This window comes from Mycolicibacter icosiumassiliensis (assembly GCF_900078685.2).
Classification (GTDB): domain Bacteria; phylum Actinomycetota; class Actinomycetes; order Mycobacteriales; family Mycobacteriaceae; genus Mycobacterium; species Mycobacterium icosiumassiliensis.
Genome location: NZ_LT546166.1, coordinates 1,368,200 through 1,393,388 on the forward strand (window position 1 = coordinate 1,368,200; position 25,189 = coordinate 1,393,388).

Below are 25,189 nucleotides of genomic sequence, written 5' to 3' on the forward strand. Positions count from 1 at the left end.
CACGCCGGGAACCGCCGGCACCACCGGACTCACGCCGACCGACCCGACCGGCACCCCCGGTGGCCACGGTGGCGCGGGCGCTGCCGCGCCGTAGACCGGAAGCACCATGGGCACTTGAGTGCTAGCACTCTCATGTATAGAGTGCTAGGTGGCAGTCGGACGGTTCCTCGCTCGGCACCCGCGACGACGACGCGAGGGCTCGCACGAATGCCGAACACCTTAAGTAAGTACGTTCCGATGGGCCCGGTATGCGCCGGGTCGCATCCAGACACATGTGGAGGGCCCCAATCGTGGCGAGCGTGAACATCAAGCCACTCGAGGACAAGATCCTCGTTCAGGCCAACGAGGCCGAGACCACGACCGCGTCCGGTCTGGTCATTCCGGACACCGCCAAGGAGAAGCCGCAGGAAGGCACCGTCGTCGCCGTCGGTCCCGGCCGGTGGGACGAGGGCGGCACCAAGCGGATCCCGCTGGACGTCGCCGAGGGTGACGTCGTCGTGTACAGCAAGTACGGCGGCACCGAGATCAAGTACGGCGGCCAGGAGTACCTGATCCTGTCCGCGCGCGACGTGCTGGCCGTTGTAAGCAAGTAGGTCGGCACGTAGCCACAAAGCAACCACCGTGCCCGCCCCGGAGATCCCCGTCATACGGGTGATGTCCGGGGCGGCACGCGTAGAGAAAAGGGCTTAAACAGCTATGAGCAAGCAGATTGAGTTCAACGAGGCCGCGCGCCGGGCGATGGAAGCCGGCGTGAACAAGCTCGCCGACGCGGTCCGGGTGACGCTGGGCCCGCGTGGCCGCACTGTGGTGCTGGCCAAGTCCTTCGGCGGCCCCACGGTGACCATGGACGGCGTCACCGTGGCCCGCGACGTGGACCTGGAGGACCCCTTCGAGAACCTCGGCGCCCAGCTGGTGAAGTCGGTGGCCACCAAGACCAACGACGTGGCCGGCGACGGCACCACCACCGCCACCGTGCTGGCCCAGGCCATCATCTCCGGCGGGCTGCGCAATGTCGCGGCCGGCGCCAACCCGATCGCGCTGGGTGCCGGCATCGCCAAGGCCGCCGACGCGGTGTCGCAGGCGCTACTGGCCGCGGCCACGCCGGTCTCCGGCAAGGAATCGATCGCGCAGGTGGCCACCGTGTCCTCGCGCGACGAGGAGATCGGTGAGCTGGTCGGCGAGGCCATGACCAAGGTCGGCGCCGACGGCGTGGTCAGCGTGGAGGAGTCCTCGACGCTGTCCACCGAGCTGGAGATCACCGACGGCGTCGGCTTCGACAAGGGTTTCCTGTCGGCGTACTTCGTCACCGACTTCGACTCGCAGGAAGCCGTTCTCGAGGACGCGCTGATCCTGCTGCACCGCGACAAGATCAGCTCTCTGCCGGACCTGCTGCCGCTGCTGGAGAAGGTCGCCGAGGCGGGTAAGCCGCTGCTGATCGTCGCCGAGGACGTCGAGGGCGAGCCGCTGTCGACCCTGGTGGTCAACGCAATCCGCAAGACGCTCAAGGCCGTTGCGGTCAAGGCGCCGTACTTCGGTGACCGGCGCAAGGCGTTCCTGGAGGACCTCGCGATCGTCACCGGCGCCCAGGTGATCAACCCCGACGTCGGCCTGACGCTGCGGGAAGCCGGTCTGGACGTCCTCGGCACGGCCCGCCGGGTCGTGGTCAGCAAGGACGACACGGTGATCATTGATGGAGCTGGTGGTGCCGACCTTGTCGCTGGACGGGTCAAGCAGCTGCGCGCCGAGATCGAGGCGACCGACTCCGACTGGGACCGGGAAAAGCTCGAGGAGCGGCTGGCCAAGCTGGCCGGCGGTGTGGCGGTGATCAAGGTCGGTGCGGCCACCGAGACCGCACTCAAGGAGCGCAAGCATCGGGTCGAAGACGCGGTGGCGGCCGCCAAGGCCGCGGTGGAGGAGGGCATCGTCACCGGCGGTGGTGCGGCGCTGGTGCAGGCCCGCGCGGCGCTGGCGGGGCTGCGGTCCTCGCTGACCGGCGACGAGAAGCAGGGCGTGGAGGTGTTTGCCGCCGCGCTGAGCGCACCGCTGTACTGGATCGCCACCAACGCCGGGGTGGACGGTGCCGTGGTGACCAGCAAGGTCGCCGAGTTGCCGGCCGGGCAGGGCTTCAACGCTGCGACGCTGTCCTACGGTGACCTGGCTGCCGACGGTGTCATCGACCCGGTCAAGGTGACCCGGTCGGCGGTGCTCAACGCCGCCTCGGTGGCGCGGATGGTGCTGACCACGGAAACGGCTGTCGTGGAGAAGCCCGTCGAGGTCGACGCGCACGCCGGCCACGGGCACCACGGGCACGCCCACTAGGTAGTGACGGGGTGGGGGCCGGAACCTATGGCGGGTTCCGGCCCCCTTCTGGTTTTCGGGTGCCATCGAGACGGTGCTGCCATTTGCCAGCCCGACATGCTTGACGCGTCGCCGCCCGCGGCGCAGTGTGATACACGTCATAAGACCACTGGTCACACCCGGTAACAAAGGCGGCAGCTCATGAGCACGAGGGACATGTACACCGAAGTGCCCGCGCCCTATTCGTGGGAGGTTGCCAGCGCTGGCGACGCGCGCTTCACGTGGGAGTACGACGACGGGCGAGCTCGGCTGCTGTCGCTGTATCAGAAGGGCAAGGACAAACAGTGGGATGCTCAGTCGCGCATCGACTGGTCCCAAGACGTCGACCCGATGAACCCGGTCGGGCTGCCCGACGAGTTCCATCCACTGTTCGGCAGCCCGATGTGGGAGGCCGCGGACGACGCACGTCGGGCCGAGATGCGCCGGCACTCCCAGGCCTGGCAGTTCTCGCAGTTCCTGCACGGCGAGCAGGGCGCGATGGTGTGTGCGGCCAAGATCGTCGAAGTCGTCCCGGACCTGGACGCGAAGTTCTACGCCGCCACCCAGACCATGGACGAGGCCCGGCACGTCGAGACGTTCTCGCGGTTCCTTCAGGACAAGATCGGCTTGGTCTACCCGATCAACAAGAACTTGACCGCACTGCTGGATGACACGCTGCGTGACTCACGCTGGGACATGCCCTATCTGGGTATGCAGGTCCTCATTGAGGGGCTGGCGCTGGCGGCTTTCGGGGTGCAGCGCGACCTGGCGGCACCGGACTCACTGGCCAAGAAGGTATTGGCCTACGTGATGCAGGACGAGGCCCGCCATGTCGCCTTCGGGCGAATCTCGTTGAAGGACTACTACTCCGCGCTCACCGATGCTGAGCGAGACGAGCGGGAAGAGTTCGTCGTGGACGCCTGTTACCTGATGCGCGACCGATTCCGTGGCGAGGAGGTCTTCGAGACCCTCGGCATGAATGTCAAAGAGTGCGCGGAATGGGTCGACTCGTCACCGCTGATGATCCAGTTCCGTTCGCACCTGTTCAGCCGCATCGTGCCGATCGTCAAGGACATCGGACTGTGGGGTCCCAAGGTGCAGAAGGCGTTCCGGGATATGGGTGTGATCGACATGGCCGGCTTCGACATCGAGGCGCTGATGAAGGCCGACGAGGATCAAGCCGAATCCCTGGACCGGGCCCATGCCGAGATGGCCGTCCGTGCCGTCGAGGTCAACGAGGTGATCGTGGCGGGCGCGAGCTGACCCAGGGAGCGACGGGGTTCCTCTCGGGCGAGCCGAAAGCCGAATCCATTGCATTGGTTGTCAATTCATTTTCGCCGGACTAATTGTGGTGGTTCGCCGGCGCGGTGATTAGTGGGCGCGTAGAACGGGTATGAGTCCTCCGCGGCGTTGACCCCAACGTCGCTAAAGGTGTCGAAAAGGAGATCACCATGAACGCAGTGGCGGCCACCGAATTCCTGGCCCGTTCCACGACGTTGACCAGTGTGGGGTGGATCGGCTACATCGTGATCGGCGCAATTGCTGGCTGGATCGCGGGTATGGCCATGAAGACGAAATATGGCCTGTTCGCCGATGTAGTTGTGGGGGTCGTCGGAGCGTTGATCGGCGGATTTCTGCTCAGCTTCGTCGTCGACACGGCGAGCGGCGGCTGGTGGTTCACTCTGTTCACCGCAATTTTGGGCGCGATCATTCTGCTCTGGCTGCTGCGCCTCTTCGGGCGCGAGGCGTAGGGAGCGATGATGATGAAAAGCGTTGCGTTTGCCGCCTTTGCGCTGGGGGTGCTGATTTCCAGTGGTTGCTCGGCCTCGCAGGTGATCAACACCGGCGGCGACACGAAGTGCAAGGACTTCGTCGCTCAGGACGAGAAGAAGCAGGACGACGAGATCACCAAGATGCTCAAAGACAAAAGCGGTGCCGACCCATCGAATCTGGAGATCTCGGCAACTCGCCTGTCGGTATCGACCTACTGCAAGACGTTGGGAAAGCCGGACAGCAAGATATCTGAGGCGCCGCACGGCTGAGCGGATGTTCGGATCCGATAGGCACCACACCGCGCTGGGTGTGGTGCCTATCGGTGTCAGAAGACGTCGGTGAAAAACAGTTGCAGAGAGTCGAATACGCTCTCGAACAATCCGCTGTTGGCGGCCCCGCCGCAGAAAACCGCATTGATCCAGGCGTCGAAGCCGTTGATATCGCTGTTGTCGATGTTGATGTAGGTCAGGTTGCCGTCGACCGTGGTGGTGGCGTCGGCGACCTGTTCCGGGGTCAAGCCCAGGTACTCCACGTGTGCGCCGAGGATGCCCAACAGCGCACCCCACAGGCCGTCGGTGGCGTAGACATCGGCGAAGTTGGCGACCGGGTCATCGGGCAAGCCGTAAATAGTGGCCGGGTACAGGTCATTGGGTGTCAGGTTGCCGAGGACCTCGGTCATGCCTAAAAGGTTCAGAAGATAGTCCGTCAGGCTTGGGCCGAGTGTGGCGTCCATGGCTGATTCCAGGTATTGCCAGACGCCGTCCGGGGTGGACGGATCGCCGATGAACACGAAGTGCAGAGCATCGCTGGGAATGCCGGCCTCGGCCAGTCGGGTCATCGCGATCGACTCTGCGGTGGCGCTCTGCGAGTAGCCGAAGATCGTCAGCGGGTGCTCGGCGTCGAAAGCGCCTGGGTTGGCGTTGAATTGGTTCTCGACCGCCAGGACAATGGCCGACGCGGCCGTGAGACTGCTCGGGCCCTGCTGGATAAGTTCGGGCGTCGTCAGCACCTGCAGAGGGGCGCTGCACGGGTCGGTGCCGTCCATGTAGCAGACCGTCGAACCGGTTGAACCACCGTTGAAACCCAGCGGGTTCAGAAACAGATTCTCGGCCGAACGCGCGAATTGGGGTGACGGCGTCGGTTCGGTGGTTCCGCCGAGGATGAGCGCCGTTTGACTGCCCGACAGTGGACCGGTGGAAGCAAGCAGGGTGGCTGCGGCGTGGACGGGTTGGCTGGTTGCCACCCCGGCCGCGGCCGCCATCAGGCCGGCGACGGCGACGTGAGCAACGACGCTTTTGGCTGCCCTACCTTGCGATGTCACGGGCTCAGAGGGTGTCGGGGCACAGGTGATGTTGGGCGGCATTGATCAGCATGCGTCCCTTGTCGACGTCGTTCGGGTTCACCTGGGCCAGTGTCTGTTCGGGCTTCTCGCCCAGGCGCAGCCGGTTGCAGGCCATCCAGCCGTTGGCCACCACCACGCCGTCGGGCAGCTGCTGGTCTCCCAGCGTCAGGCCCGGGAATCCATTGGACCGCAGTTCATTGAGGAATGCCTCGTCGTCAGCGCTTGCGATAGGCGCGGCGATGAGGCCGACGGCGAACCCCGCTGCGATGGTTCCGAACAGCAGCTGCTTTTGCACAGTGCTCTCCTTGCTCTTCTTGCCCTCGCAGCCTCGCGGGGCTACCGAAGAAGAGCGTAATGGCGCAGGTGGCCGGTGATCGCCAGAACCGAGCGATCCGTCGCCGGGGAAGGTGCAGTGGGCGAACAGCCCCCGGCTAACCGGGGGCTGTTCAGGGGCCCACGGGCCGCGAATGTGATGCCGCGGCCGGTCGGGAAGTAACTAGCCGCTGGGGCGCAGGTTGCAGCGCAGCGCGGCGTGCCGCTCGGCTTCGGACATGCCGCCCCAGATGCCATAGGGCTCACCTACCGCGAGCGCGTGCGTCCGGCACTGCTCCAGCACTGGGCAGCTGCGGCACCACTTCTTGGCGTTCTGCTCACGCTGGGCTCGGGCGCGACCGCGTTCGCCGTCGGGCGGGAAGAACACCGATGAGTCGACCCCTCGACACGCTCCCCGGAGCTGCCAATCCCACACGTCCGCGTTGCGGCCGGGCAATTGCTCAACCTGTGGCATGGGAACCCCTCTCAAAACGCTGTTCGGCCGGATCTTTGGGATGCGGCTTCTCGAGCGGTGTCTCAGGTGGTGGTGCGCGTAAAACAGCGCCGGCTGTCTTCCGGCGCCGAGGGGGACGGTAACTAAACGATCTGAAGTAAAACCAACGTGACGATTAAGAAAGGCTGGCCTAAACGGGTGGAGTTTCCGTGAGAGTGGATGTTATTCCGCATTCTGTGGAGTAGTTATGTTGTGGCGGCACCGCGTAACGTCGCGCAGCGATGATTGAGGACCCCGAAGCAGTCCTGGTGGCCGTCGCGTTCGGCGAAGAACCCGGTCGCTGGCCCCTACCCGAGGCGACCAATCCCCGGCAGCGGTGGCTGCGCGCCGTCGCCGCTGGCGGGCAGGGGAGGTACGCCAGTGCCGACGCCGATCTTGCGGTGTTGTTGCGCGAGGTGCCGGCCGGCCCGCTGGCCTCCCTGGCCTACAGCACCCGGGGCTCGTTCCTGCGCCAACTCGGCGGGCATGACCTGGCCCGCGGTTTCGATGGCCGGGCGCTGGCGCTGGCCGGTGGCGACCAGCACGTCGACCCCGAGGCCTACGCCGATGCGCTGGTCGGGCTGGCCGCCGACGCCCTGGGCGTCGGGCGTTTCGCAGCCTCGGCGGCGCTGCTGGGCCGGGCCGCTGCGGAGCCGTCCACCGCCCCGCCGCGCCTGACGGTCCGTCGGCACTGGGTGACCGCAGAATTGGCGATGGTCACCGGCGATGGAGCCACCGCGGTGCGCCATGCCGAGCAGGCAACCGAGCTGGTGGGCGAAGGCATGCTGCGACACCGGGTGAAGAGTCAGGTGGTGTTGGCCGGGGCGTTGTGCTGTGCGGGGAACCTCGACCGGGCGCGCGTCGTGGCTGAGGCCGCACTGCTGGACACCGGTCGGTTGGGGCTAATTCCCCTGCAATGGGCGCTGGCGTGCATGTTGGCCGACGTGAACGACGCCGCCAGCATGCACACGGTGGCCGAACTGCGCGGGTTGCGGGACGAGGCTGCGGAGCTGGTGCGCCACCGCGGCGGCAGCTGGCAGCAGCGCTGATCAGCGGTAGCCGTCGTACTCCGAGGTGGCCCCGTTGAGCGACGCGTCGGCGTAGCCGCGGCAGTAATCCCACGTCACGTAGCTGTCCGGCTCCGGGTCGTAGGCCGGCTCGTGCGGGCGGACGGTGCCGTCGATGAGCAGCTGCAGCAGGTTGGCGCGCAGCATGTCCCAGTCGTGGTAGTGGTCCTGATTGCAGTCGTCGCAGCACACCACCAGGCCGCGAATTCCCCGGTGCGCCAACAACGCTTCGTAGACCGCCAGATCGGCGAGGTCGGCCTCCACTGCGGTCCGTTCCTGCGGGTCCAGCGGCTGGCCCGGTTCGACGGCGTCCAGTGCGGCAGACGGGTCATGCGGGTCGTCGGCGAACGGGTCGGGCGGTAAACCGGGTGGCAGGTGGTCACGCACGCCCATTAGGGTACGCAGTCGCCATGACAGAAAGCCAGCGGTGGGCACAGGGGCCCGCCGGAGCTCAAGGGTGGTGGCGGGCGAAAGCGGCTGCGCGCCGCGATTAGGATGGACTTTTCACCCCGGCTTTGTAGTGGAGGCTCCCAGATGGCCGTTGGTTGTCCAAAACAGAGGTCAGCGCTCCGATGACTGGTGCCATGGGCCCGCAAGATGATGCGGTATATGCCGGTGGCGCGCTTGACGGGCAGTCCCCCAAGATCGCGATGCTGGGGCTGACCTTCGATGACGTCCTGCTGCTTCCGGCAGCGTCCGACGTGGTGCCGGCCACCGCCGACACTGCGAGTCGGCTCACCCGCAACATCGCGCTCAAGGTGCCGCTGGTCAGCTCCGCGATGGACACCGTCACCGAGGCCCGGATGGCGATCGCGATGGCCCGGGCCGGCGGCATGGGCGTGTTGCACCGCAATCTGCCCGTCACCGAGCAGGCCGGACAGGTCGAGACCGTCAAGCGGTCCGAGGCCGGGATGGTCACCGACCCGGTCACCTGTACGCCGGAGAACACCCTGGCCGAGGTGGATGCGCTGTGCGCCCGCTTCCGGATCTCCGGGCTGCCGGTCGTGGACAACAAGGGTGCTCTGGTTGGGATCATCACCAACCGGGACATGCGGTTCGAGGTCGACCAGAACAAGCCCGTCGCCGAGGTGATGACCAAGACGCCGCTGATCACCGCGCAAGAGGGTGTCTCCGCCGACGCCGCGCTGGGCCTGCTGCGCCGGCACAAGATCGAGAAGCTGCCGATCGTCGACGGCCACGGCAAGCTGACCGGGCTGATCACCGTCAAGGACTTCGTCAAGACCGAGCAGCACCCGCTGGCCACCAAGGACAGCGACGGCCGGCTGCTGGTCGGCGCCGCGGTGGGCGTCGGCGACGACGCCTGGGTCCGGGCGATGACGCTGGTCGACGCCGGGGTGGATGTGCTGATCGTGGATACCGCGCACGCCCACAACCGCGGGGTGCTGGACATGGTTGGCAAGCTCAAAGCCGAAGTGGGGGAGCGGGTTGAGGTGGTCGGCGGCAACGTGGCCACCCGAAGCGGAGCCGCCGCGCTGGTCGAGGCCGGCGCGGACGCGGTGAAGGTCGGGGTAGGCCCCGGCTCGATCTGCACCACTCGGGTGGTCGCCGGGGTGGGTGCCCCGCAGATCACCGCCATTATGGAAGCCGTTGCCGTGTGCGCCCCGGTCGGTGTACCGGTGATCGCCGACGGTGGACTGCAGTATTCCGGAGACATCGCCAAGGCGCTGGCCGCCGGCGCGTCGACGACGATGCTCGGCTCGCTGTTGGCCGGTACCGCCGAATCGCCCGGCGAGCTGATCTTCGTCAACGGCAAGCAGTTCAAGAGCTACCGCGGGATGGGTTCGCTGGGCGCCATGCAGGGGCGCGGTGGGGCCAAGTCCTACTCCAAGGACCGCTACTTCCAGGACGACGCGCTCTCCGAGGACAAGCTGGTGCCCGAGGGCATCGAGGGCAGGGTGCCGTTTCGGGGCCCGTTGAGCACGGTTATCCACCAGCTCACCGGCGGGCTGCGGGCGGCGATGGGCTACACCGGTTCGGCCACCATCGAGGCGCTGCAGCAGGCGCAGTTCGTGCGGATCACCGCGGCGGGTCTGAAGGAAAGCCACCCGCACGACATCACCATGACCGTCGAAGCCCCCAACTACTACGTCCGCTGAGCAGGCGTTCGTCCCCGCGTCTGCGCGCAGACAAGCAGAGCAACAGAAACGAGGCTGACCCGTCATGCGTGACATGGTTGAGATCGGCATGGGCCGCACCGCCCGTCGCACCTATGAGCTCGACGACATCAACATCGTGCCGTCGCGGCGCACGCGTTCCTCCAAGGACGTGTCCACCGCCTGGCAGCTGGATGCCTACCGGTTCGAGATGCCGGTGCTGGCCCACCCCACCGATGCGCTGGTCTCCCCGGAGTTCGCCATCGAGCTGGGCCGGCTCGGTGGGCTGGGGGTGCTCAACGGCGAAGGACTGATCGGCCGGCACGCCGACGTCGAGGCCAAGATCGCCCAGGTGACCGAGGTCGCGGCCAAGGAACCCGAGCCCGAGGCGGCGATCCGGTTGCTGCAGCAGTTGCACGCCGCGCCGCTGAACCCCGAGCTGCTTGGCGCCGCGGTGGCGCGCATCAGCGAGTCCGGCGTGACCACCGCGGTGCGGGTGAGCCCGCAGAACGCCGCGGCCCTGACCCCGGCGCTGGTGGCTGCCGGTGTCGATCTGCTGGTCATCCAGGGCACCATCATCTCCGCCGAGCGGGTCGCCGTGGACCGTGACGGGGCCGGGGAACCGCTCAACCTGAAGACCTTCATCTCCGAGCTGGACATCCCGGTGGTGGCCGGCGGGGTGATCGACCATCGCACCGCGCTGCACCTGATGCGGACCGGCGCGGCCGGGGTGATCGTCGGCTACGGTTCGACCGCCGGGGTGACCACCTCCGATGAGGTGCTGGGCATCTCGGTGCCGATGGCCACCGCGATCGCCGACGCGGCCGCCGCGCGCCGCGAGTACCTCGATGAGACCGGCGGGCGCTATGTGCACGTGCTGGCCGACGGTGACATCCACACGTCCGGGGATCTGGCCAGGGCGATCGCCTGCGGTGCCGACGCGGTGGTACTGGGCACGCCGCTGGCGGCCGCGGCGCAGGCGCAGGGCGACGGCTGGTACTGGCCGTCGGCTGCCGCCCACCCGTCCCTGCCTCGCGGCGCGCTGATGCAGGTCGCCTACGGGGAGCGCCCCAGCCTGGCGCAGGTACTCGAGGGGCCCTCCGACGACCCGTTCGGCTCGTTGAACCTGGTCGGCGGGCTGCGTCGCGCGATGGCCAAGGCCGGCTACTGCGACCTCAAGGAGTTCCAGAAGGTCGGCCTGACCGTCGGCTCCTGATTTCGGCCCTGTCTTCGTCTCCGGGCGACGAAAACCGCGACGAAATGTAGCCTCGGCGACCCTGCTACCGCGGGTACCGGGTAGGGCATACTGATGCGATGCAGCCTGACTACGACGTCCTGATCATCGGCTCGGGTTTCGGCGGCAGCGTGAGCGCGCTGCGGCTGACCGAGAAGGGTTATCGGGTCGGCGTTTTGGAGGCGGGACGCCGATACGCCGACGCGGATTTCGCCAAGAACTCTTGGCACCTGCGCGAGTTTCTGTGGGCACCGAAGCTGGGTTGCTACGGCATCCAGCGCATTCACCTGCTCAACAACGTCATGGTGCTGGCCGGTGCCGGTGTCGGCGGCGGGTCGTTGAACTACGCCAACACGCTCTATGTGCCGCCGGAGCCGTTCTTCGCCGACAAGCAGTGGGCGCACATCACCGACTGGCGCGCCGAGCTGATGCCGCACTACGACCAGGCCCAGCGGATGCTCGGCGTGGTCAAGAACCCGACCTTCACCGACGCGGACCGCATCGTCAAGCAGGTCGCCGATGAGATGGGGGTCGGCGACACCTTCGTGGCCACCCCGGTCGGGGTGTTCTTCGGCCCGGACGGCGCCAGCGGCGTCAAGGCGCCGGGCAAGACGGTGGCCGACCCGTACTTCGGCGGCGCCGGGCCGAACCGCACCGGTTGCCTCGAGTGCGGCGAATGCATGACGGGCTGCCGTTGGGGCGCCAAGAACACCCTGGTGAAGAACTACCTGTATCTGGCGGAATCGGCTGGCGCACAGATACATCCGATGACCACGGTGACGGCCTTCGAGCAGGGCGCCGACGGGTTGTGGCAGGTGACCACGGTGCGCACCGGCCGGCGCGCGCGGCGGCACCGCAAGACCTTCACCGCCCGGCATCTGATTCTGGCCGCCGGTACCTACAACACCCAGCGGCTGCTGTTCAAGATGCGGGATAAAGGAAAGCTGGCCAACCTTTCCAGCAAGCTTGGGGTACTGACCCGCACCAACTCCGAATCCATCGTGGGCGCAGCAACCTTGAAGGTCAATCCGGATTTGGACCTGACCCACGGGGTGGCGATCACCTCCTCGATCCATCCCACCGCCGACACCCACGTCGAACCGGTGCGCTACGGCAAGGGTTCCAACGCCATGGGGCTGCTGCAGACCCTGATGACCGACGGCGCCGGACCGCAGGGCACCGAGGTGCCACGGTGGCTGCAGCTGCTGGGCCAGGCCGGCAAGAATCCCCCTCGTATGCTTCGGCTGCTAATCCCCCGGCACTGGAGCGAACGCACGGTGATCGCGCTGGTGATGCAGCACCTGGACAACTCGATCACCACCTTCACCAAACGCGGCAAGCTGGGCATCCGCCGCTACAGCAGCAAGCAGGGCCACGGTGAGCCGAACCCCAGCTGGATCCCGGTCGGCAACGAGGTCACCCGCCGCATGGCCGCCAAGATCGACGGGGTGGCCGGCGGCACCTGGGGCGAACTGTTCAACATCCCGCTCACCGCGCACTTCTTGGGCGGGGCGGCGATCGGGGACAGCCCCGAGCACGGCGTCATCGACCCCTACCAGCGGGTGTACGGCTACCCGACTCTGGCGGTGATGGACGGCGCGGCGGTCTCGGCCAACCTCGGTGTTAACCCGTCCCTGTCGATCACCGCGCAGGCCGAGCGGGCCGCGTCGCTGTGGCCCAACAAGGGCGAGGCCGATCTGCGGCCGGCTCAGGGTGAGGTCTACCGGCGGCTGGACCCGATCGCGCCGAAGAACCCGGCGGTGCCGGACAGCGCCTTCGGTGCGCTGCGCTGGTCCTCCGGTATCGCCTGAGGCATCACCGCGCGACATCCCGGCGGTGCTGCGGTTCGCGGCCGGGCGGCTGCGTCGGGGTGGGCAGCAGCGGTTCGCGGCGACGGGCCGGCAGCGTCGTCGGCGACTGCGTGCTCAGTTCGATGTCCTGGCCGGCATGGTTGATCGTCAGCCGGCCGTCGGGGCCATCGCGCAGCGTGTAGGTGACTTCGCTGTGGTCGGCGTCGACCGTCACCCGAAATCCCCGCCAGCGAAGCCCGAACCGTAGCCGTGAGATCCCGTCGGGCAGGGCGGGATCCAGCGACAGCACGCCGGCGTCGTCACGCAGGCCGCCGAACCCGGCGACCAAGGACAGCCAGGTCCCGGCCAGCGCCGCCATGTGCAGGCCGTCGCGGGTGTTGTCGTGCAGATCGCGCAGGTCGACGAACGCGGTCTCATAGGTGTAGTCGTGGGCCAACTCCAAGTGCCCCACCTCGGCGCACATCACCGCCTGGGTGCACGCCGACAGCGACGAGTCCCGCACCGTGCGCCGCTCGTAGTAGTCGACGTTGCGGGCCTTCTGTTCGGCGGTGAACGCGTGGCTGCGCCACTGCATGGCCAGCAGCAGATCGGCCTGCTTGACCACCTGGGCCGGGTACAGCCGCACATAGGGTTCGTTGAGCAGCAGCGGGTAGGTGTTGCGGGTGTCGAAGTCCCATTCCGCGGCCGTGGTGAACCCGTCGCACTGCGGATGCACCCCCAGTTCCTCGTCGTAGGGGATGTGCGCCGCGTCGGCCGCGTCCCGCCAGCCGGCCATCTCCTCGGTGGTGACCCCTAACTCGTGGGCGGCATCGGGGTGGCGGGCGCACGCCTGCGCGGCGGTGCGCAGATTATGGGCCGCCATCAGGTTGGTGAATACGTTGTCCCGAACGATCGCGGTGTATTCGTCGGGGCCGGTGACCCCGTACAGGTGCCACACCCCGTGCCGGTCGTGGTGCCCCAGCGAGCGCCAGAGCCGCGCGGTCTCGACCAGCACCTCCAGCCCGCACTCCTGCTCCACCGTGGGGTCGCCGGTGACCACCCGGTACTGCTCGAACGCCGCCGCGATATCGGCGTTGATGTGCCAGGCGGCGGTGCCCGCCGGCCAGTACCCGGAGCACTCCTGGCCACGGATCGTCCGCCACGGGAAAGCCGCGCCCGCCAGCCCCAACTCCGTGGCTCGCCCGCGCGCGAGATCCAGCGTGCTCGCCCGCCAGCGCAGCGCGTCGGCCGCGGCGTGCGGAGCCGTGTAGATCAGCACCGGCAGGATGAAGCTCTCGCTGTCCCAGAAGGTATGGCCGTCATAACCCGTTCCGGTCAGACCCTTGCTGGGGATGGCGCGACGTTCGGCGCGGGCGCTGGCCTGCAGCAGGTGGAACAGCGCGAAGCGGACCGCCTGCTGGCAGTCCGGGTCGCCGTGGACCTCGACGTCGGCGCCGTCCCAGAACTCGTCGAGGTAGGCGCGTTGGGCCTCGACCAGCCCTTGCCAGCCGCTGTAGCGGGCACCGGTCAGCGCCGCGACGGCCTGATCGCGCAGCGCGGGCCGAGATCGCTCACTGGACCACCCGTAGGCCAGGTATTTGACGATGCGCAGTTTCTGCCCGGGACGCAGGCCGCACACGATCGTGGTCGCCGCCACGTCGGGGATCGTCATCGTGGTGACCTGGACCCGCCCGGGCACCTCGACCTCGTGATCCATGGCCGCGGCCATCATCAGTCCGCTGGCGCGAGTGCGATGCACCAACACCGCGCCGGTGTTGGTGTTCTCGCGCTCGACGGCCTCCAGCGGGTTCTCCAGGATCGCCGCAACCCGCGGGTCGGCGGAGATCGGCGGCTGGTCCTCGTTGGCAACCAGCTCGGATTGCACTGTCACACGGACGAATTCGTCAATCGCCTCGACCACGTATTCGATGGCCGCGACGCTGCGGTGCGCCAGCGACACCAGTCGGGTCGAATGCACCTTGACTTGCTTCTTCGCCGGTGAGCGCCAGTGGATGTGGCGGGTCAGGGTGCCCGCACGCAGGTCGAGGATCCGCTCGTGTTCGATCAGCTCGCCGTAGCGGACGTCCAGCGGCTCGTCATCGACCATCAACCGGATGATCTTGCCGTTGGTCACGTCGACGACGGTCTGCCCGGCCTGCGGGTAGCCGTACCCGGACTCGGCGTGCGGCAGCGGCCGCACCTCGTAGAACGAGTTCAGGTAGGTGCCGGGCAGGCCGTGCGGTTCGCCCTCATCGAGGTTGCCGCGCAGGCCGATATGCCCGTTGGACAGTGCGAACAGGGACTCGGTCTGCCCGAGCAGATCCAGGTCGAGGTGGGTTTCGCGGATCTGCCACGGTTCGATCGGAAAGTAATCCTCGGAGATCATCGGCCCGCTTTCACAACAGTTCTTCTAGATCGGTGACGACGACGTCGGCACCGTGGCTCAGTAGGTCATCGCGCTGGCCCACCCGGTCGACGCCCACCACGAAGCCGAACCCGCCGGCGCGACCGGCTGCCACCCCCGACAGTGCGTCCTCGAACACCGCAGCCGCAGCGGGGGCGACCCCGAGCAGCTGCGCCGCCCGCAGGAACGAGTCCGGTGCGGGCTTGCCCGCGATGTGTTCGGTGCGCAGCGTCACGCCGTCGACCCGCTCACCGATGAACTTCTCCAGACCGGTGAGCGCCAGGACTTCGCCGGCGTTGGCGCTGGCCGACACCACCGCGGTGGCCAGGCCGGCATCGGTGACCGCGGCCAGGTAGCGCCGGGAGCCCTCGAACACCTCCACCCCGTCGGTCTGCAGCGTCACCCGAAACGCCTCGTTCTTGCGGTTGCCCAGACCGTGCACGGTCTCGGCGTCGGGTGGGTCGTCATCGGCGCCGTCGGGCAGTGTGATGCCGCGGCTGGCCAGAAACGCGCGCACCCCGTCGTCGCGTTTGCGGCCGTCGACGAAGCGCCGATAGTCACCTTCGGGATCGAAGGGCACGAACGGCTCACCGGTGCGTTCGGCGCGGGCAGACAGGTAGGCGTCGAACATGGCCTTCCAGGCGCGGGTATGCACGCTGGCGGTATCGGTGAGCACACCGTCGAGGTCGAACAGGCAGGCGCGCACCGTTTCGGGCAGACCCAGCACATGTCCTCCTTCTTCCGATGCGGCGTGCCTCCACTTCACCATGCCCGCCGTTGCTCAGGCTAACTTTTGCCGCCACTACACTCTTTGCGTGTCGTCACCATCTTCGCGCCCCGTGTTGGTCATCGACTTCGGCGCGCAGTACGCCCAATTGATCGCCCGCCGGGTTCGCGAGGCGCGGGTGTTCTCCGAGGTCATCCCGCACACCGCGACCGTCGAAGAGATCAAAGCCCGCGATCCGCTGGCGATCGTGCTGTCCGGCGGGCCGGCCAGCGTCTACGCCGAGGGTGCCCCCCAGCTCGATCCGGCACTGTTCGACCTCGACCTTCCGGTGTTCGGCATCTGCTACGGCTTTCAAGCCATGGCGGCCGCGCTCGGCGGCACCGTCGAGCACACCGGCACCAGTGAGTACGGCCGCACCGAACTGACGGTCACCGGTGGAGAACTTCACTCGGGTTTGCCGGGCACCCAGCCGGTCTGGATGAGCCACGGCGACGCGGTGACCGCCGCGCCGGACGGGTTCACCGTGGTGGCCGGCACCGCGGGTGCCCCGGTCGCCGCGTTCGAGAACCGCGCCCGCCGGCTGGCCGGGGTGCAGTACCACCCGGAGGTGCTCCACACCCCCTACGGGCAGCGGGTGCTCAGCCGGTTCCTGCACGAGTTCGCCGGCATCGATGCGTCCTGGACGCCCGCCAACATCGCCGACGCGCTGATCGAGCAGGTGCGCCAACAGATCGGCGACGGCCATGCCATCTGCGGACTGTCCGGCGGGGTGGACTCCGCGGTGGCCGCGGCGCTGGTGCAGCGCGCCATCGGTGACCGGCTGACGTGTGTGTTCGTCGACCATGGGCTGTTGCGCGCCGGGGAGCGCGAGCAGGTGCAGAACGACTTCGTCTCCGCCACGGGCGCGAAGCTGGTCACTGTAGATGCCGAAGCCGTCTTCCTCGACGCGCTGTCGGGGGTGTCCGATCCCGAGGGCAAACGAAAGATCATCGGGCGCCAGTTCATCCGGGCCTTCGAGGGTGCGGTGCGAGACACCTTGGGAGACCACGGCGCTTCTGAAGACGGCGTCGAGTTCCTGGTGCAGGGCACGCTGTATCCGGATGTGGTGGAATCCGGTGGGGGTACCGGCACCGCGAACATCAAGAGCCACCACAACGTCGGCGGGCTGCCCGACGACCTGAAGTTCAGTCTCGTTGAGCCGCTGCGGCTGCTGTTCAAAGACGAGGTGCGCGCGGTCGGGCGCGAGTTGGGACTGCCGGAGGAGATCGTTGCCCGCCAACCCTTCCCGGGGCCCGGGCTGGGCATCCGGATCGTCGGCGAGGTCACCGCCGAGCGGCTGGCCACGCTGCGGCAGGCCGACGCGATCGCCCGCGAGGAGTTGACCGCCGCCGCGTTGGACCACCAGATCTGGCAGTGCCCGGTGGTGCTGCTGGCCGATGTCCGGTCGGTGGGTGTGCAGGGCGACGGCCGCACCTACGGCCATCCGATCGTGCTGCGGCCGGTGTCCAGTGAGGACGCCATGACCGCCGACTGGACTCGGGTGCCCTACGAGGTGCTGGAGCGCATCTCAACCCGGATCACCAATGAGGTGCCCGAGGTCAACCGCGTCGTGCTGGACGTGACCAGCAAGCCGCCCGGCACCATCGAGTGGGAGTGATTTCGGGCCCTGGGCCCGCGTTGTAACAACTGCCACTTGCGCACCCGCGGAGCTGGGGTGTGTTGAGTTCGAATTGGATTGCGCCGGCGATATCACCAGTCGGGAGGGGCCCCAATTATCAGCCTGCCGCGTACGATGACCAGGTGACCATCGCACGCGACGAGCTGCATCAGCTGGTCGAACAACTGCCGGACGATCAAGTTCCGGTTGCGCTGCATGAGCTGCGGCGGATGGCGAGCGAGCCGGAGGCGACGGAGCAATGGCCGCCGGTGTGGTTCGGATCGATCACTGCCGGGCGCTCGGACACTTCGGAGCGCGTCGACGAGATTTTGGCTGAAGGCTTCGGTAGCTGAACGGTGATCGTCTGTGACACCGGTCCGTTGGTGGCAGCAGCGATCAGCGATGACGCGCATCATTCGGCGTGCGTTGAGCTGTTTACGGCATTGCACCGCGCGCGACGGCGCATCCTGGTGCCGGGCCCGGTCGTAGCTGAAGTGGGATATCTGCTGGGACGTGAGGGCGGCCCGCGGATCGAGGCCCAGTTTTTGAAATCTCTAGCGGACAACGTGTTTCATCCGGTTGATGTCATTGACGAGGATTATCGGCGTGCTGCTGAGCTGGTACTGATCTACGAAGATCTGCCGTTGGGGACGACTGACGCTACTGTTTTGGCGTTGTGCGAACGGCTCGGCGTCGCAGAGCTTGCGACGCTTGATCGACGTCACTTCACGGTCGTACGCCCGCGCCACGTTCACACTCTCACGCTCCTTCCCGAAAGACTCGCGCTCCGGAGATAGCGCATGCGCTAGCCATTTCGGAAAGGTCCATACCCCCGAACCGCGGTGCGGATGTGACGCGCGGGGTCGTTGATGCGCCAGCGGAGAAGCCGGCTTGACGTTTGTCAGTGGGGGAGTGTTCACTCGGGTTAATCGAACATGAGTTCGAATATTTTGGAGGGCGGCCATGACGGTAGCGGTGGGCTTGGAGCAGCGTCATGGCATCCCGGAAAACCGTGCTGAACAGCTGAAACAGCTGCGTCGCCAGATGGCTGCGGTGGCCGGAAAAGTGGGCCGGGGCGCCCCGGTTGCTGCAGTATCCGAGGCGGTGCTGCCGGTCCCGCCGCTGCTGGCACAACAGTGCTGGCGGCATTGCCGTCGGTGCCCGCACCGCCCGGCCCAGTGTTCATCCGAGATGGGCGCCGACCTGAGCCGGCTCGCGGTGATCCCCGACCCCGGCAACGACCCGGTAGAGGTGGCCACGGTGCTGATGGACGGCATGGATCTGGTGGTGCTCGGACTGGGCGGCCGATCGGTGCCGCCGGCGCGCACCCGGGTGGTGCTGGCCCGCGCCCGCCACCGGGGTTGCGCCCTGCTGGTCTCCGGCGGCACCTGGCAGGGTGCGGCGCTGCAGCTGGACGCCCGGGTGAGCGGCTACGAGACCGTAGGCGACAAGATGCCGGGCTGCGGCGCCATCTCCGGGTTCGGGCGGATCGGCGCGGTCCGGCTCGAGGTGCGGGCCGCCGGACGCGCGGCCGGGCGAACCAGAGCCGGGTAGCGACTCTTCTCATGGCCGACTCTCGAGTGCTGGCGCTCTGGTGCATGGACTGGCCCGCGGTCGCCGCGGCGGCCGCGGCGGGGCTACCGGCCACCGCGCCGATTGCGGTCACCCTGGCCAACCGGGTGATCGCCTGCTCGGCGGGTGCCCGGGCGGCGGGGGTGCGACGTGGGCTGCGGCGCCGAGAAGCGGCGGCCCGCTGTCCGGCACTGCATGTGGTGGCTGCCGACACCGATCGCGATGCCCGACTGTTCGAGCCGGTCCTGGCTGCGGTCGACGAACTGATGCCGGCCGCCGAGGTGTTGCGGCCCGGGCTGTTGGTGGTGTCGGTGCGCGGTGCGGTGCGGGCATTCGGCTCCGAGGAGCACGCCGCCGAACGTCTCGTCGATGCCGTGGCCGCGACCGATGTCGAATGCCAGGTCGGGATCGCCGACGGGCTCTCCACCGCGGTGCTCGCCGCACGTGCCGGCGCCGTGGTACCGCCCGGGGGAGGCGCCCGATTCCTGTCGGCGCTGTCGATCCGGCAGCTGGCCGCCGAACCCAGCCTGTCCGGTCCCGGGCGCGACGGTCTGGTCGACCTGTTGTGGCGCTTGGGTATTCGGACTATCGGACAGTTCGCCGCGTTGCCCCGTCCGGATGTCACCTCGCGGTTCGGTCCCGACGCGCTCATCGCGCATCGGTTCGCCCGCGCCGAACCGGAACGCGGGCCGTCCGGGCGAGAGCCCACACCGGATCTCGAGGCCGTGTTGCACTGCGATCCGCCGCTCGACCGGGTCGACGCCGCGGCGTTCGCCGGCCGTTCGCTGGCCGGGGTGCTGCACCGGACGCTGATGGCTGCCGGGGTCGGCTGCACCCGGCTGGCCATCCACGCCGTCACCGACACCGGGGAAGAGCTGACCCGGGTGTGGCGGTGCGCCGAGCCGTTGACCGAGGACGCCACCGCCGATCGGGTGCGCTGGCAACTGGACGGCTGGCTGAACAGCCGCGTCGCACGGGACCGGCCTACCGGTCCGGTGACGCTGCTGCGACTGCAGCCCGTGGAGGTGCTGTCGGCGACCGAGGCGCTGCAGTTACCGCTCTGGGGCGGCCTCGGGGAGGAGGACCGGTTGCGTGCCCGCCGCGCTCTGGTGCGGGTGCAGGGCCTGCTCGGCCCCGAAGCGGTGCGGGTGCCGGTGCTCTCCGGCGGGCGCGGCCCCGCGGAGCGCATCACCTTGACCCCGCTGGGGGATGAGCCAGTGCCGCTGGCCGACCCGCGCCAGCCGTGGCCCGGCCGGCTCCCCGAGCCGTCGCCGGCGGTACTGCTCGACGACCCGGTGGAACTGCTTGACGCCGAACGTAATCCGATCCGGGCGACGGGCCGGGGATTCTTCACCGCCGACCCGGCGTGGCTGGTTGCTAGGGGCCGCGACGACCGGCTGCGCTGGTGGGCCGGCCCCTGGCCGGTCGACGAGCGGTGGTGGGACCCGCAGCGGGAGGGGCCGGGAGCAGGGCGCACTGCCCGGGTTCAGGCACTGCTGGAGGACGCACCGGGAAGTGCAGCGCCCGGGCAGGCGCTGCTGCTGTGTTACCGGCTGCGGCGGTGGTATCTGGAGGGGGTGTACGAGTAAACCCGGGTCAGCGGCCCCTTGAAGGGGGAGGTGGTGGTAGAGAGCCGGCGAATGCGCTGACCCGCTGCACGAACCGGTCGAAGAACACCGCCGGGTCGACGCCCACCCCGATCAGCGCGTTGGGCTGTGCGGCATCCCAGTCGGGGATCGTCCGCCCGCGCGTATCGCCGGGCGCAAGCTCGATTCGTAACGCAGCCGGGCGGGTCGTCACCAGCGTGGGTTCCAGTGCGACTGCCGCGGCCAGCGGATCGTGCAGATACGCCAGGTAGCCGTGGCCCCGCGCCTGGTGTGCCTCGAAGTAGAACCGCAGCGCATCATTGAGCATCTGGACCACCGGGTTGTCTGCCGGCGCCGACAGCCGTGCCAGGACCGCCGGCGTGATCGCGATGCTGCGGGTCAGATCCAGACCACACACGATGGGGAGTTGTTGCGGCGCAACCGCACCCCACGTCGTGAACACCTCAGCAGCCGCCTCCGGATCGAATCCGATGTTGAACTCGGCCCAGCCGGACCGTTCGCCGGAGAACGCGCCGCCCATGATCACCAGTCGGTGCAGCAGGGTGGGCAGCGCAGGCTCAGTCCGCAGCGCCAATGCCAGGTTGGTCAGCGGTCCGGTAACCAGACCGATCAGCTGCCCCGGGTGGGCCCGCGCGGCGGCGACCCAGGCTGCGGCGGCACTGTAACCGGTGAGCAGGCCAGTGCCGGAAGGCAACTCGGCATACCCCAGCCCCTGCGGCCCGTGGATGTTCTCCGCAGTGTGGGCCGGGCCGTTCAGCGGCGTGTCGGCGCCTTTGGAAACCGGGACTCCGGTCGCCCCGCACAACTCCAACAGGGCCAGATTGTTGCGGCAGACCTGCTGCACCACAACGTTTCCGCCAGTTGCGGCGATCCCGACAAGTTCGGCATCCAGGTTCGCCAGCAGGTACACCAGCGCGACCGCGTCGTCGACGCCGGTATCGAAGTCGGCGAAGACGGGCAGCGTCACGAGCGCACGTTCACCAGTACACGCCCGGAACCAGCCGCGCCGCCCGCTTGATCGGGCGGGGCACCCGCACCCGTACTCGGGGGATCGCCCGCGCTGGCCGCTTGGGGTGACGCCGGGCGGGTCGCTTCGCAACGGGCGCAACAGCTGCCGCGGCTTCAGGGGTCACCACACCGCGCGCGGCGGCCGAGTCCGGGTAGCCCAGATAGAGCTGGTGCAGGATCCGGCGCGACAGCCGGGGCGTGAAGTAGTTGCCGGTTTCGGCCAGGGTGCCGGTCGGGGTGTCGATGCGGGCCGGCTTCTCGACCAGCCCGCGTACCACCATGGCCGCCGCATGCTCGGCGCTGATCGCCCGAACCGGGTTGAGCTTGCGCGACGGTGTGATCATCGGAGTGGCCACCAGCGGCATATGGATGTTGGTGAAGGTGATGTGGTCCGACAGCGTCTCGGTGGAGACCACGTCGGCGAACGCGTCCAGTGCCGCCTTGCTGGGTAGGTATGCGCTGTATTTGGGATTGCGGGCCTGCACCCCGGCGCTGGAGACGTTGACCACGTGCCCGAACCGGCGCTCGCGCCAGTGCGGCAACAGCGCCAGCGTCATGCGCACCGCGCCGAAGTAGTTGACCGCCATCACTCGTTCGTAGTCGTGGAACCGGTCGGTGGAGTTGACCACCGAGCGGCGGATCGACCGGCCGGCGTTATTCACCAGGTAGTCGACGTGCCCGAACCGGCCCAGGATGTCCTTGACGGTGTGCTCCACCGACGCCGAATCGGTGATGTCGCAACCGAATGCGTATGCCTGTCCGCCACCGGCCCGTATCTCGGCCACCAGATCGTCGAGTGCCGAGCCGCTGCGGGCCAGCGCGAAGACCGTGCCGCCGCGCTCGGCCACGGCGATCGCCGAGGCCCGGCCGATTCCGCTGGACGCCCCGGTGATGATGACGTGCCGACCGACTAGGGGGCCGGCCGGATCGTCGCGGCGGGCGCGGTCGGGATCCAGATGCTGCGCCCAATACCGCCACAGCCCCGGCGCGTAGTCGGCGAACTCGGGAAGCTGGACGCGCTCGGCCAGCGCGGCGCGGGTGGCGTCGGCGACGAATGTCGGCCGCAGGTTCACCAGGTCGAGCACTTCGGCGGGCAGTCCCAGCTGGGTGGCGATCATGTTGCGCCACACCCGGGCGCGCCCACCGACGTTGAGCACCGGGGCCGCCACGGCGCCGGGCAGCGTGGCGCGCAGCGGCGGAAGCCCGGCCTCGCGCGCGACGGCCCGGTAGATGTCGGGCAGCCCGATGGATCGCGGTGCGGTCAGGTGGAAGGTGCGCCCATCCCAGGAGGGGCACCCGTCGGCGTGCATCAACTCGACCAGCGCATCGACGACGTAGTCGACCGGAACGACGTTGGTGCGTCCGGTGTGGGGCACCGCCATCGGGGTGAGCCGGGGCAGTGCCGCCAGCTTGGCCAGCAGCGGAAAGAAGTAGTACGGCCCGTCGACCTTGTCCATCTCGCCGGTGCGGGAATCGCCCACCACCACCGCCGGGCGGTACACCCGGTAGCGCAGTCCCGGTGCCGAGCGCACCAGCGCTTCGGCCTCGAACTTGGTCTGGTGATATGGGGTCGGCAGCTCCTGGCCGATGTCGAAGTCGTCTTCGGTGAACTCACCGTGGTGGTCGCCGGCCACCGCGATCGACGACACGTGCGACAAGGTAGCGTCGAGCCGCTTCGCCAGCCCGATCACCGCGCGAGTGCCCTCGACATTGGCGGCCTGCTGTTCGGCCGCGCCGGCGGTGATGTCGTAGATGGCCGCACAGTGCAGCACGTGGTCGATGTCACCGAGTTCGGCGATCACCGTGTCGTTCAGCCCGAGATTCTCCGCTGTCAGGTCGCCGACCAGCGGTTTGACCCGTTCGCCCCAGGCCTGACCGTCGTGTGAGGCGAGAGCTTCGAAGCGGCCCAGCGAGGCGCGGCGCACCAGCACCCACACCTGCGCCTCCGGCCTGGTCGCCAGCAGACGCGACACCGCTCGCCGTCCAATAAACCCGGTACCGCCGGTAACGACATAACGCATGCGGCCATGGTGGCCGGTCCCGGCGGCCACGTCAACTGTGAGTTAGCCCCGTGAGGTCAGAACGCGCGAATTCCGTCCCAGTCCACCAGTTTCCAGCCGGTGGCCGGATTGCCGGTGATCACCACTTTGCCGAGGTTGGGCAGCGGGTGATCCATCAACAGCTCGTCGCGGGGATTCTTGACGTTCATCAGCGTCCAGGTCATGATCGACGCCCCGTGCGCGAACGCCACCGGGTTGGCGTCGCCGGAGTCGTAGATCTGCTGGACCGCGGCGCCGAACTCGTCGTTGAACTGGTTGCCGTCGATCGAGCCGGGGATGGCCGCGGTCCGCTCACCGTGAATCCAGGCCAGCGGGGCCAGCAGATACGCCGCATCGGCCATCGACACGGGCTTGTCGCCGAACCAGCCGGCGCTGATCTCCCGCAGGCCGGGCAGGACCTGCACCTGACGGCCGAGTTCGCGCGCCAGCGGGGCGGCGGTCTGCTGGGCGCGCAGCATTGAGGAGGCGTACACGCCGTCGTAGTGGTTGCGCGAGAGCTGGTTTGCGATCTCCTGGGCTTGAACGCGGCCCTCGTCGGTCAGCCCCGGGCCGGGCACCGAGGTGTCGACGATCCCGGCGGCGTTGCTTTCCGATTCGGCGTGCCGAATCAGCGTCAGGGTGATGTTGCGCGGGTGCGGTGTCCCCGAACAGCCGCTCAGCACCAGGACTGCGGCCAGCGTCGCCGCCAACAGTGCGAACAGGGTGCCGGTGCGGTTCCAGATGCGCTTCCCCATGTCGACAGCCTGCCGTGTGGATGGCGTCGACGGGACCGGTTCTGCTGAAATGGTGGGGGCCAATTCGTCCGAGGTGAAGGAGAATCCGTGGCACTGGACCCGACGGCCATTGGCGCGACCGCCGACCCGATGCTGTTCGCATGGACCGAGCGCGACACCATGCTCTATGCGCTCGGGGTCGGCGCCGGAACAGCTGATTTGGCGTTCACCACCGAGAACAGTCATGACACCCCGCAGCAGGTGTTGCCCACCTACGCCGTCATCTGCTGCATGGGCTTTGCGGCCGTCGGCAAGATCGGCACCTTCAACCCGGCGCTGCTGCTGCACGGCTCCCAAGAGGTGCGACTGTTCAAGCCGCTACCGCCCGCCGGAAGCCTGCAGGTGGTGGCCGAGGTGGCCGACATCCAGGACAAGGGCGAAGGCAAGAACGCCATCGTGATGCTGCGGGCGCGCGGCACCGATGCCAAGACTTCCGAACCGGTCGTCGAGACGCTGACCACCCTGGTCATCCGCAAGGCCGGCGGCTTCGGCGGGGAGCCCGGGCAACGGGCGGTCGCGCCCCAGATCCCCGACTCCGAACCGGATTCCCGCGTCGAGTATGTGACCCGGGAGGACCAAGCGTTGCTGTATCGGCTCTCCGGAGACCGCAACCCGCTGCACAGTGACCCGTGGTTCGCCACCACATTGGCCGGCTTCCCCAAGCCGATCCTGCACGGGCTGTGCACCTACGGTTTCGCCGGCCGTGCGCTGGTCGCCGAACTCGGCGGCGGCGACGCCAGCCGGGTCAGCGCCATCTCGGCACGGTTCACCGACCCGGTGTTCCCGGGGGAGACACTGACCACCTCGATCTGGCGGACCGAGCCGGGAAAGGCGGTGTTTCGCACCGAGGCGGCCGGTCCCGACGGCGCCGACCCGCGGGTGGTGCTCGACGACGGCGCGGTGGAATACCAGGACTGAG

Annotated in this window: 24 protein-coding genes; 15 read left to right on the forward strand and 9 right to left on the reverse strand. The window is 68.2% G+C overall.

Annotated elements, in window-relative coordinates:
- Positions 1 to 290: 290 nt before the first annotated feature.
- From groES to BN4346_RS30380, 5 genes are all read left to right on the forward strand, one after another.
- Positions 291 to 593, forward strand: a complete 303-nt coding sequence (groES, locus tag BN4346_RS30360; protein WP_067970328.1) for a co-chaperone GroES — start codon at positions 291 to 293, stop codon at positions 591 to 593.
- Between the two features lie 103 nt (positions 594 to 696).
- A complete protein-coding gene (groL, locus tag BN4346_RS30365) occupies positions 697 to 2,319 on the forward strand; it encodes a chaperonin GroEL (protein ID WP_067970163.1) in 1,623 nt (540 codons plus the stop codon).
- Between the two features lie 180 nt (positions 2,320 to 2,499).
- Positions 2,500 to 3,600: a ferritin-like domain-containing protein gene (locus BN4346_RS30370; protein WP_067970166.1), complete on the forward strand. Its 1,101-nt coding sequence runs from the start codon at positions 2,500 to 2,502 to the stop codon at positions 3,598 to 3,600.
- 188 nt (positions 3,601 to 3,788) lie between these two features.
- On the forward strand, positions 3,789 to 4,088 hold the full coding sequence (locus tag BN4346_RS30375; protein ID WP_067970169.1) for a GlsB/YeaQ/YmgE family stress response membrane protein: 300 nt from the start codon (positions 3,789 to 3,791) through the stop codon (positions 4,086 to 4,088).
- A 9-nt stretch (positions 4,089 to 4,097) separates the two neighbouring features.
- Positions 4,098 to 4,379 carry a hypothetical protein gene (locus tag BN4346_RS30380; protein WP_067970332.1) on the forward strand — a complete coding sequence of 94 codons (282 nt, stop codon included), beginning with the start codon at positions 4,098 to 4,100 and terminating at the stop codon, positions 4,377 to 4,379.
- A gap of 56 nt (positions 4,380 to 4,435) precedes the next feature.
- Here BN4346_RS30380 and BN4346_RS30385 read toward each other — a convergent pair whose 3' ends face one another.
- The 3 genes from BN4346_RS30385 to BN4346_RS30395 form a co-directional block, all read right to left on the reverse strand.
- Positions 4,436 to 5,431, reverse strand: coding sequence for a PE-PPE domain-containing protein (locus tag BN4346_RS30385; protein WP_235653570.1), 996 nt, complete (start codon positions 5,429 to 5,431; stop codon positions 4,436 to 4,438).
- A 4-nt stretch (positions 5,432 to 5,435) separates the two neighbouring features.
- On the reverse strand, positions 5,436 to 5,747 hold the full coding sequence (locus BN4346_RS30390) for a DUF732 domain-containing protein (protein WP_067970172.1): 312 nt from the start codon (positions 5,745 to 5,747) through the stop codon (positions 5,436 to 5,438).
- A gap of 201 nt (positions 5,748 to 5,948) precedes the next feature.
- The gene (locus tag BN4346_RS30395; protein ID WP_046189106.1) at positions 5,949 to 6,239 is read right to left on the reverse strand and encodes a WhiB family transcriptional regulator; all 291 of its coding nucleotides are present in this window, start codon (positions 6,237 to 6,239) and stop codon (positions 5,949 to 5,951) included.
- Positions 6,240 to 6,499: 260 nt separating this feature from the next.
- Here BN4346_RS30395 and BN4346_RS30400 point away from each other — a divergent pair, with 260 nt between their 5' ends.
- Positions 6,500 to 7,306 (forward strand): hypothetical protein, encoded by an 807-nt coding sequence (locus BN4346_RS30400; RefSeq protein ID WP_067970176.1) that lies wholly within the window; start codon positions 6,500 to 6,502, stop codon positions 7,304 to 7,306.
- On the opposite strand, the gene BN4346_RS30405 is transcribed toward BN4346_RS30400, so the two are convergent.
- Positions 7,307 to 7,711 (reverse strand): DUF5319 domain-containing protein, encoded by a 405-nt coding sequence (locus BN4346_RS30405; protein ID WP_067970336.1) that lies wholly within the window; start codon positions 7,709 to 7,711, stop codon positions 7,307 to 7,309.
- Between the two features lie 197 nt (positions 7,712 to 7,908).
- Between BN4346_RS30405 and guaB the strand changes: the two genes are divergently transcribed.
- From guaB to BN4346_RS30420, 3 genes are all read left to right on the forward strand, one after another.
- Positions 7,909 to 9,441 carry an IMP dehydrogenase gene (guaB, locus tag BN4346_RS30410; protein WP_067970179.1) on the forward strand — a complete coding sequence of 511 codons (1,533 nt, stop codon included), beginning with the start codon at positions 7,909 to 7,911 and terminating at the stop codon, positions 9,439 to 9,441.
- A gap of 64 nt (positions 9,442 to 9,505) precedes the next feature.
- Complete coding sequence (locus BN4346_RS30415; RefSeq protein WP_067970182.1) at positions 9,506 to 10,654, forward strand: GuaB3 family IMP dehydrogenase-related protein; 1,149 nt, start codon at positions 9,506 to 9,508, stop codon at positions 10,652 to 10,654.
- A 98-nt stretch (positions 10,655 to 10,752) separates the two neighbouring features.
- Complete coding sequence (locus tag BN4346_RS30420) at positions 10,753 to 12,483, forward strand: GMC family oxidoreductase (protein ID WP_067970185.1); 1,731 nt, start codon at positions 10,753 to 10,755, stop codon at positions 12,481 to 12,483.
- A 4-nt stretch (positions 12,484 to 12,487) separates the two neighbouring features.
- Here the strand turns inward: BN4346_RS30420 and BN4346_RS30425 are convergent, their stop codons facing one another.
- Together BN4346_RS30425 and BN4346_RS30430 are read right to left on the reverse strand one after the other, a co-directional pair.
- Entirely contained in the window at positions 12,488 to 14,848 is a 2,361-nt protein-coding gene (locus tag BN4346_RS30425) for a glycoside hydrolase family 65 protein (RefSeq protein WP_067970188.1), read from the reverse strand.
- Between the two features lie 10 nt (positions 14,849 to 14,858).
- Positions 14,859 to 15,635, reverse strand: a complete 777-nt coding sequence (locus tag BN4346_RS30430) for a beta-phosphoglucomutase family hydrolase (RefSeq protein WP_067970192.1) — start codon at positions 15,633 to 15,635, stop codon at positions 14,859 to 14,861.
- On the opposite strand from BN4346_RS30430, the gene guaA reads away from it, so the two are divergent.
- The 5 genes from guaA (at position 15,634) to BN4346_RS30455 (ending at position 20,411) form a co-directional block, all read left to right on the forward strand.
- Positions 15,634 to 17,250, forward strand: a complete 1,617-nt coding sequence (gene guaA, locus BN4346_RS30435; RefSeq protein ID WP_407695067.1) for a glutamine-hydrolyzing GMP synthase — start codon at positions 15,634 to 15,636, stop codon at positions 17,248 to 17,250. The genes BN4346_RS30430 and guaA overlap by 2 nt on opposite strands.
- Positions 17,251 to 17,393: 143 nt before the next feature.
- The gene (locus BN4346_RS30440; RefSeq protein WP_067970197.1) at positions 17,394 to 17,603 is read left to right on the forward strand and encodes a hypothetical protein; all 210 of its coding nucleotides are present in this window, start codon (positions 17,394 to 17,396) and stop codon (positions 17,601 to 17,603) included.
- Between the two features lie 3 nt (positions 17,604 to 17,606).
- Positions 17,607 to 18,047: a type II toxin-antitoxin system VapC family toxin gene (locus BN4346_RS30445; protein WP_067970200.1), complete on the forward strand. Its 441-nt coding sequence runs from the start codon at positions 17,607 to 17,609 to the stop codon at positions 18,045 to 18,047.
- 166 nt (positions 18,048 to 18,213) lie between these two features.
- Entirely contained in the window at positions 18,214 to 18,804 is a 591-nt protein-coding gene (locus BN4346_RS30450; protein ID WP_067970202.1) for a hypothetical protein, read from the forward strand.
- 11 nt (positions 18,805 to 18,815) lie between these two features.
- Complete coding sequence (locus BN4346_RS30455) at positions 18,816 to 20,411, forward strand: DNA polymerase Y family protein (RefSeq protein WP_067970205.1); 1,596 nt, start codon at positions 18,816 to 18,818, stop codon at positions 20,409 to 20,411.
- Between the two features lie 7 nt (positions 20,412 to 20,418).
- Here BN4346_RS30455 and BN4346_RS30460 read toward each other — a convergent pair whose 3' ends face one another.
- From BN4346_RS30460 to BN4346_RS30470, 3 genes are read right to left on the reverse strand one after another with little or no spacing between them, the layout of a single operon-like run.
- Positions 20,419 to 21,396, reverse strand: coding sequence for a nucleoside hydrolase (locus tag BN4346_RS30460; protein ID WP_067970207.1), 978 nt, complete (start codon positions 21,394 to 21,396; stop codon positions 20,419 to 20,421).
- Between the two features lie 10 nt (positions 21,397 to 21,406).
- The gene (locus BN4346_RS30465) at positions 21,407 to 23,458 is read right to left on the reverse strand and encodes an SDR family oxidoreductase (protein ID WP_067970338.1); all 2,052 of its coding nucleotides are present in this window, start codon (positions 23,456 to 23,458) and stop codon (positions 21,407 to 21,409) included.
- Between the two features lie 56 nt (positions 23,459 to 23,514).
- Complete coding sequence (locus tag BN4346_RS30470; RefSeq protein ID WP_067970211.1) at positions 23,515 to 24,231, reverse strand: histidine phosphatase family protein; 717 nt, start codon at positions 24,229 to 24,231, stop codon at positions 23,515 to 23,517.
- A gap of 87 nt (positions 24,232 to 24,318) precedes the next feature.
- Between BN4346_RS30470 and BN4346_RS30475 the strand changes: the two genes are divergently transcribed.
- Positions 24,319 to 25,188 (forward strand): MaoC/PaaZ C-terminal domain-containing protein, encoded by an 870-nt coding sequence (locus BN4346_RS30475; RefSeq protein ID WP_067970213.1) that lies wholly within the window; start codon positions 24,319 to 24,321, stop codon positions 25,186 to 25,188.
- Position 25,189 lies beyond the last annotated feature (1 nt).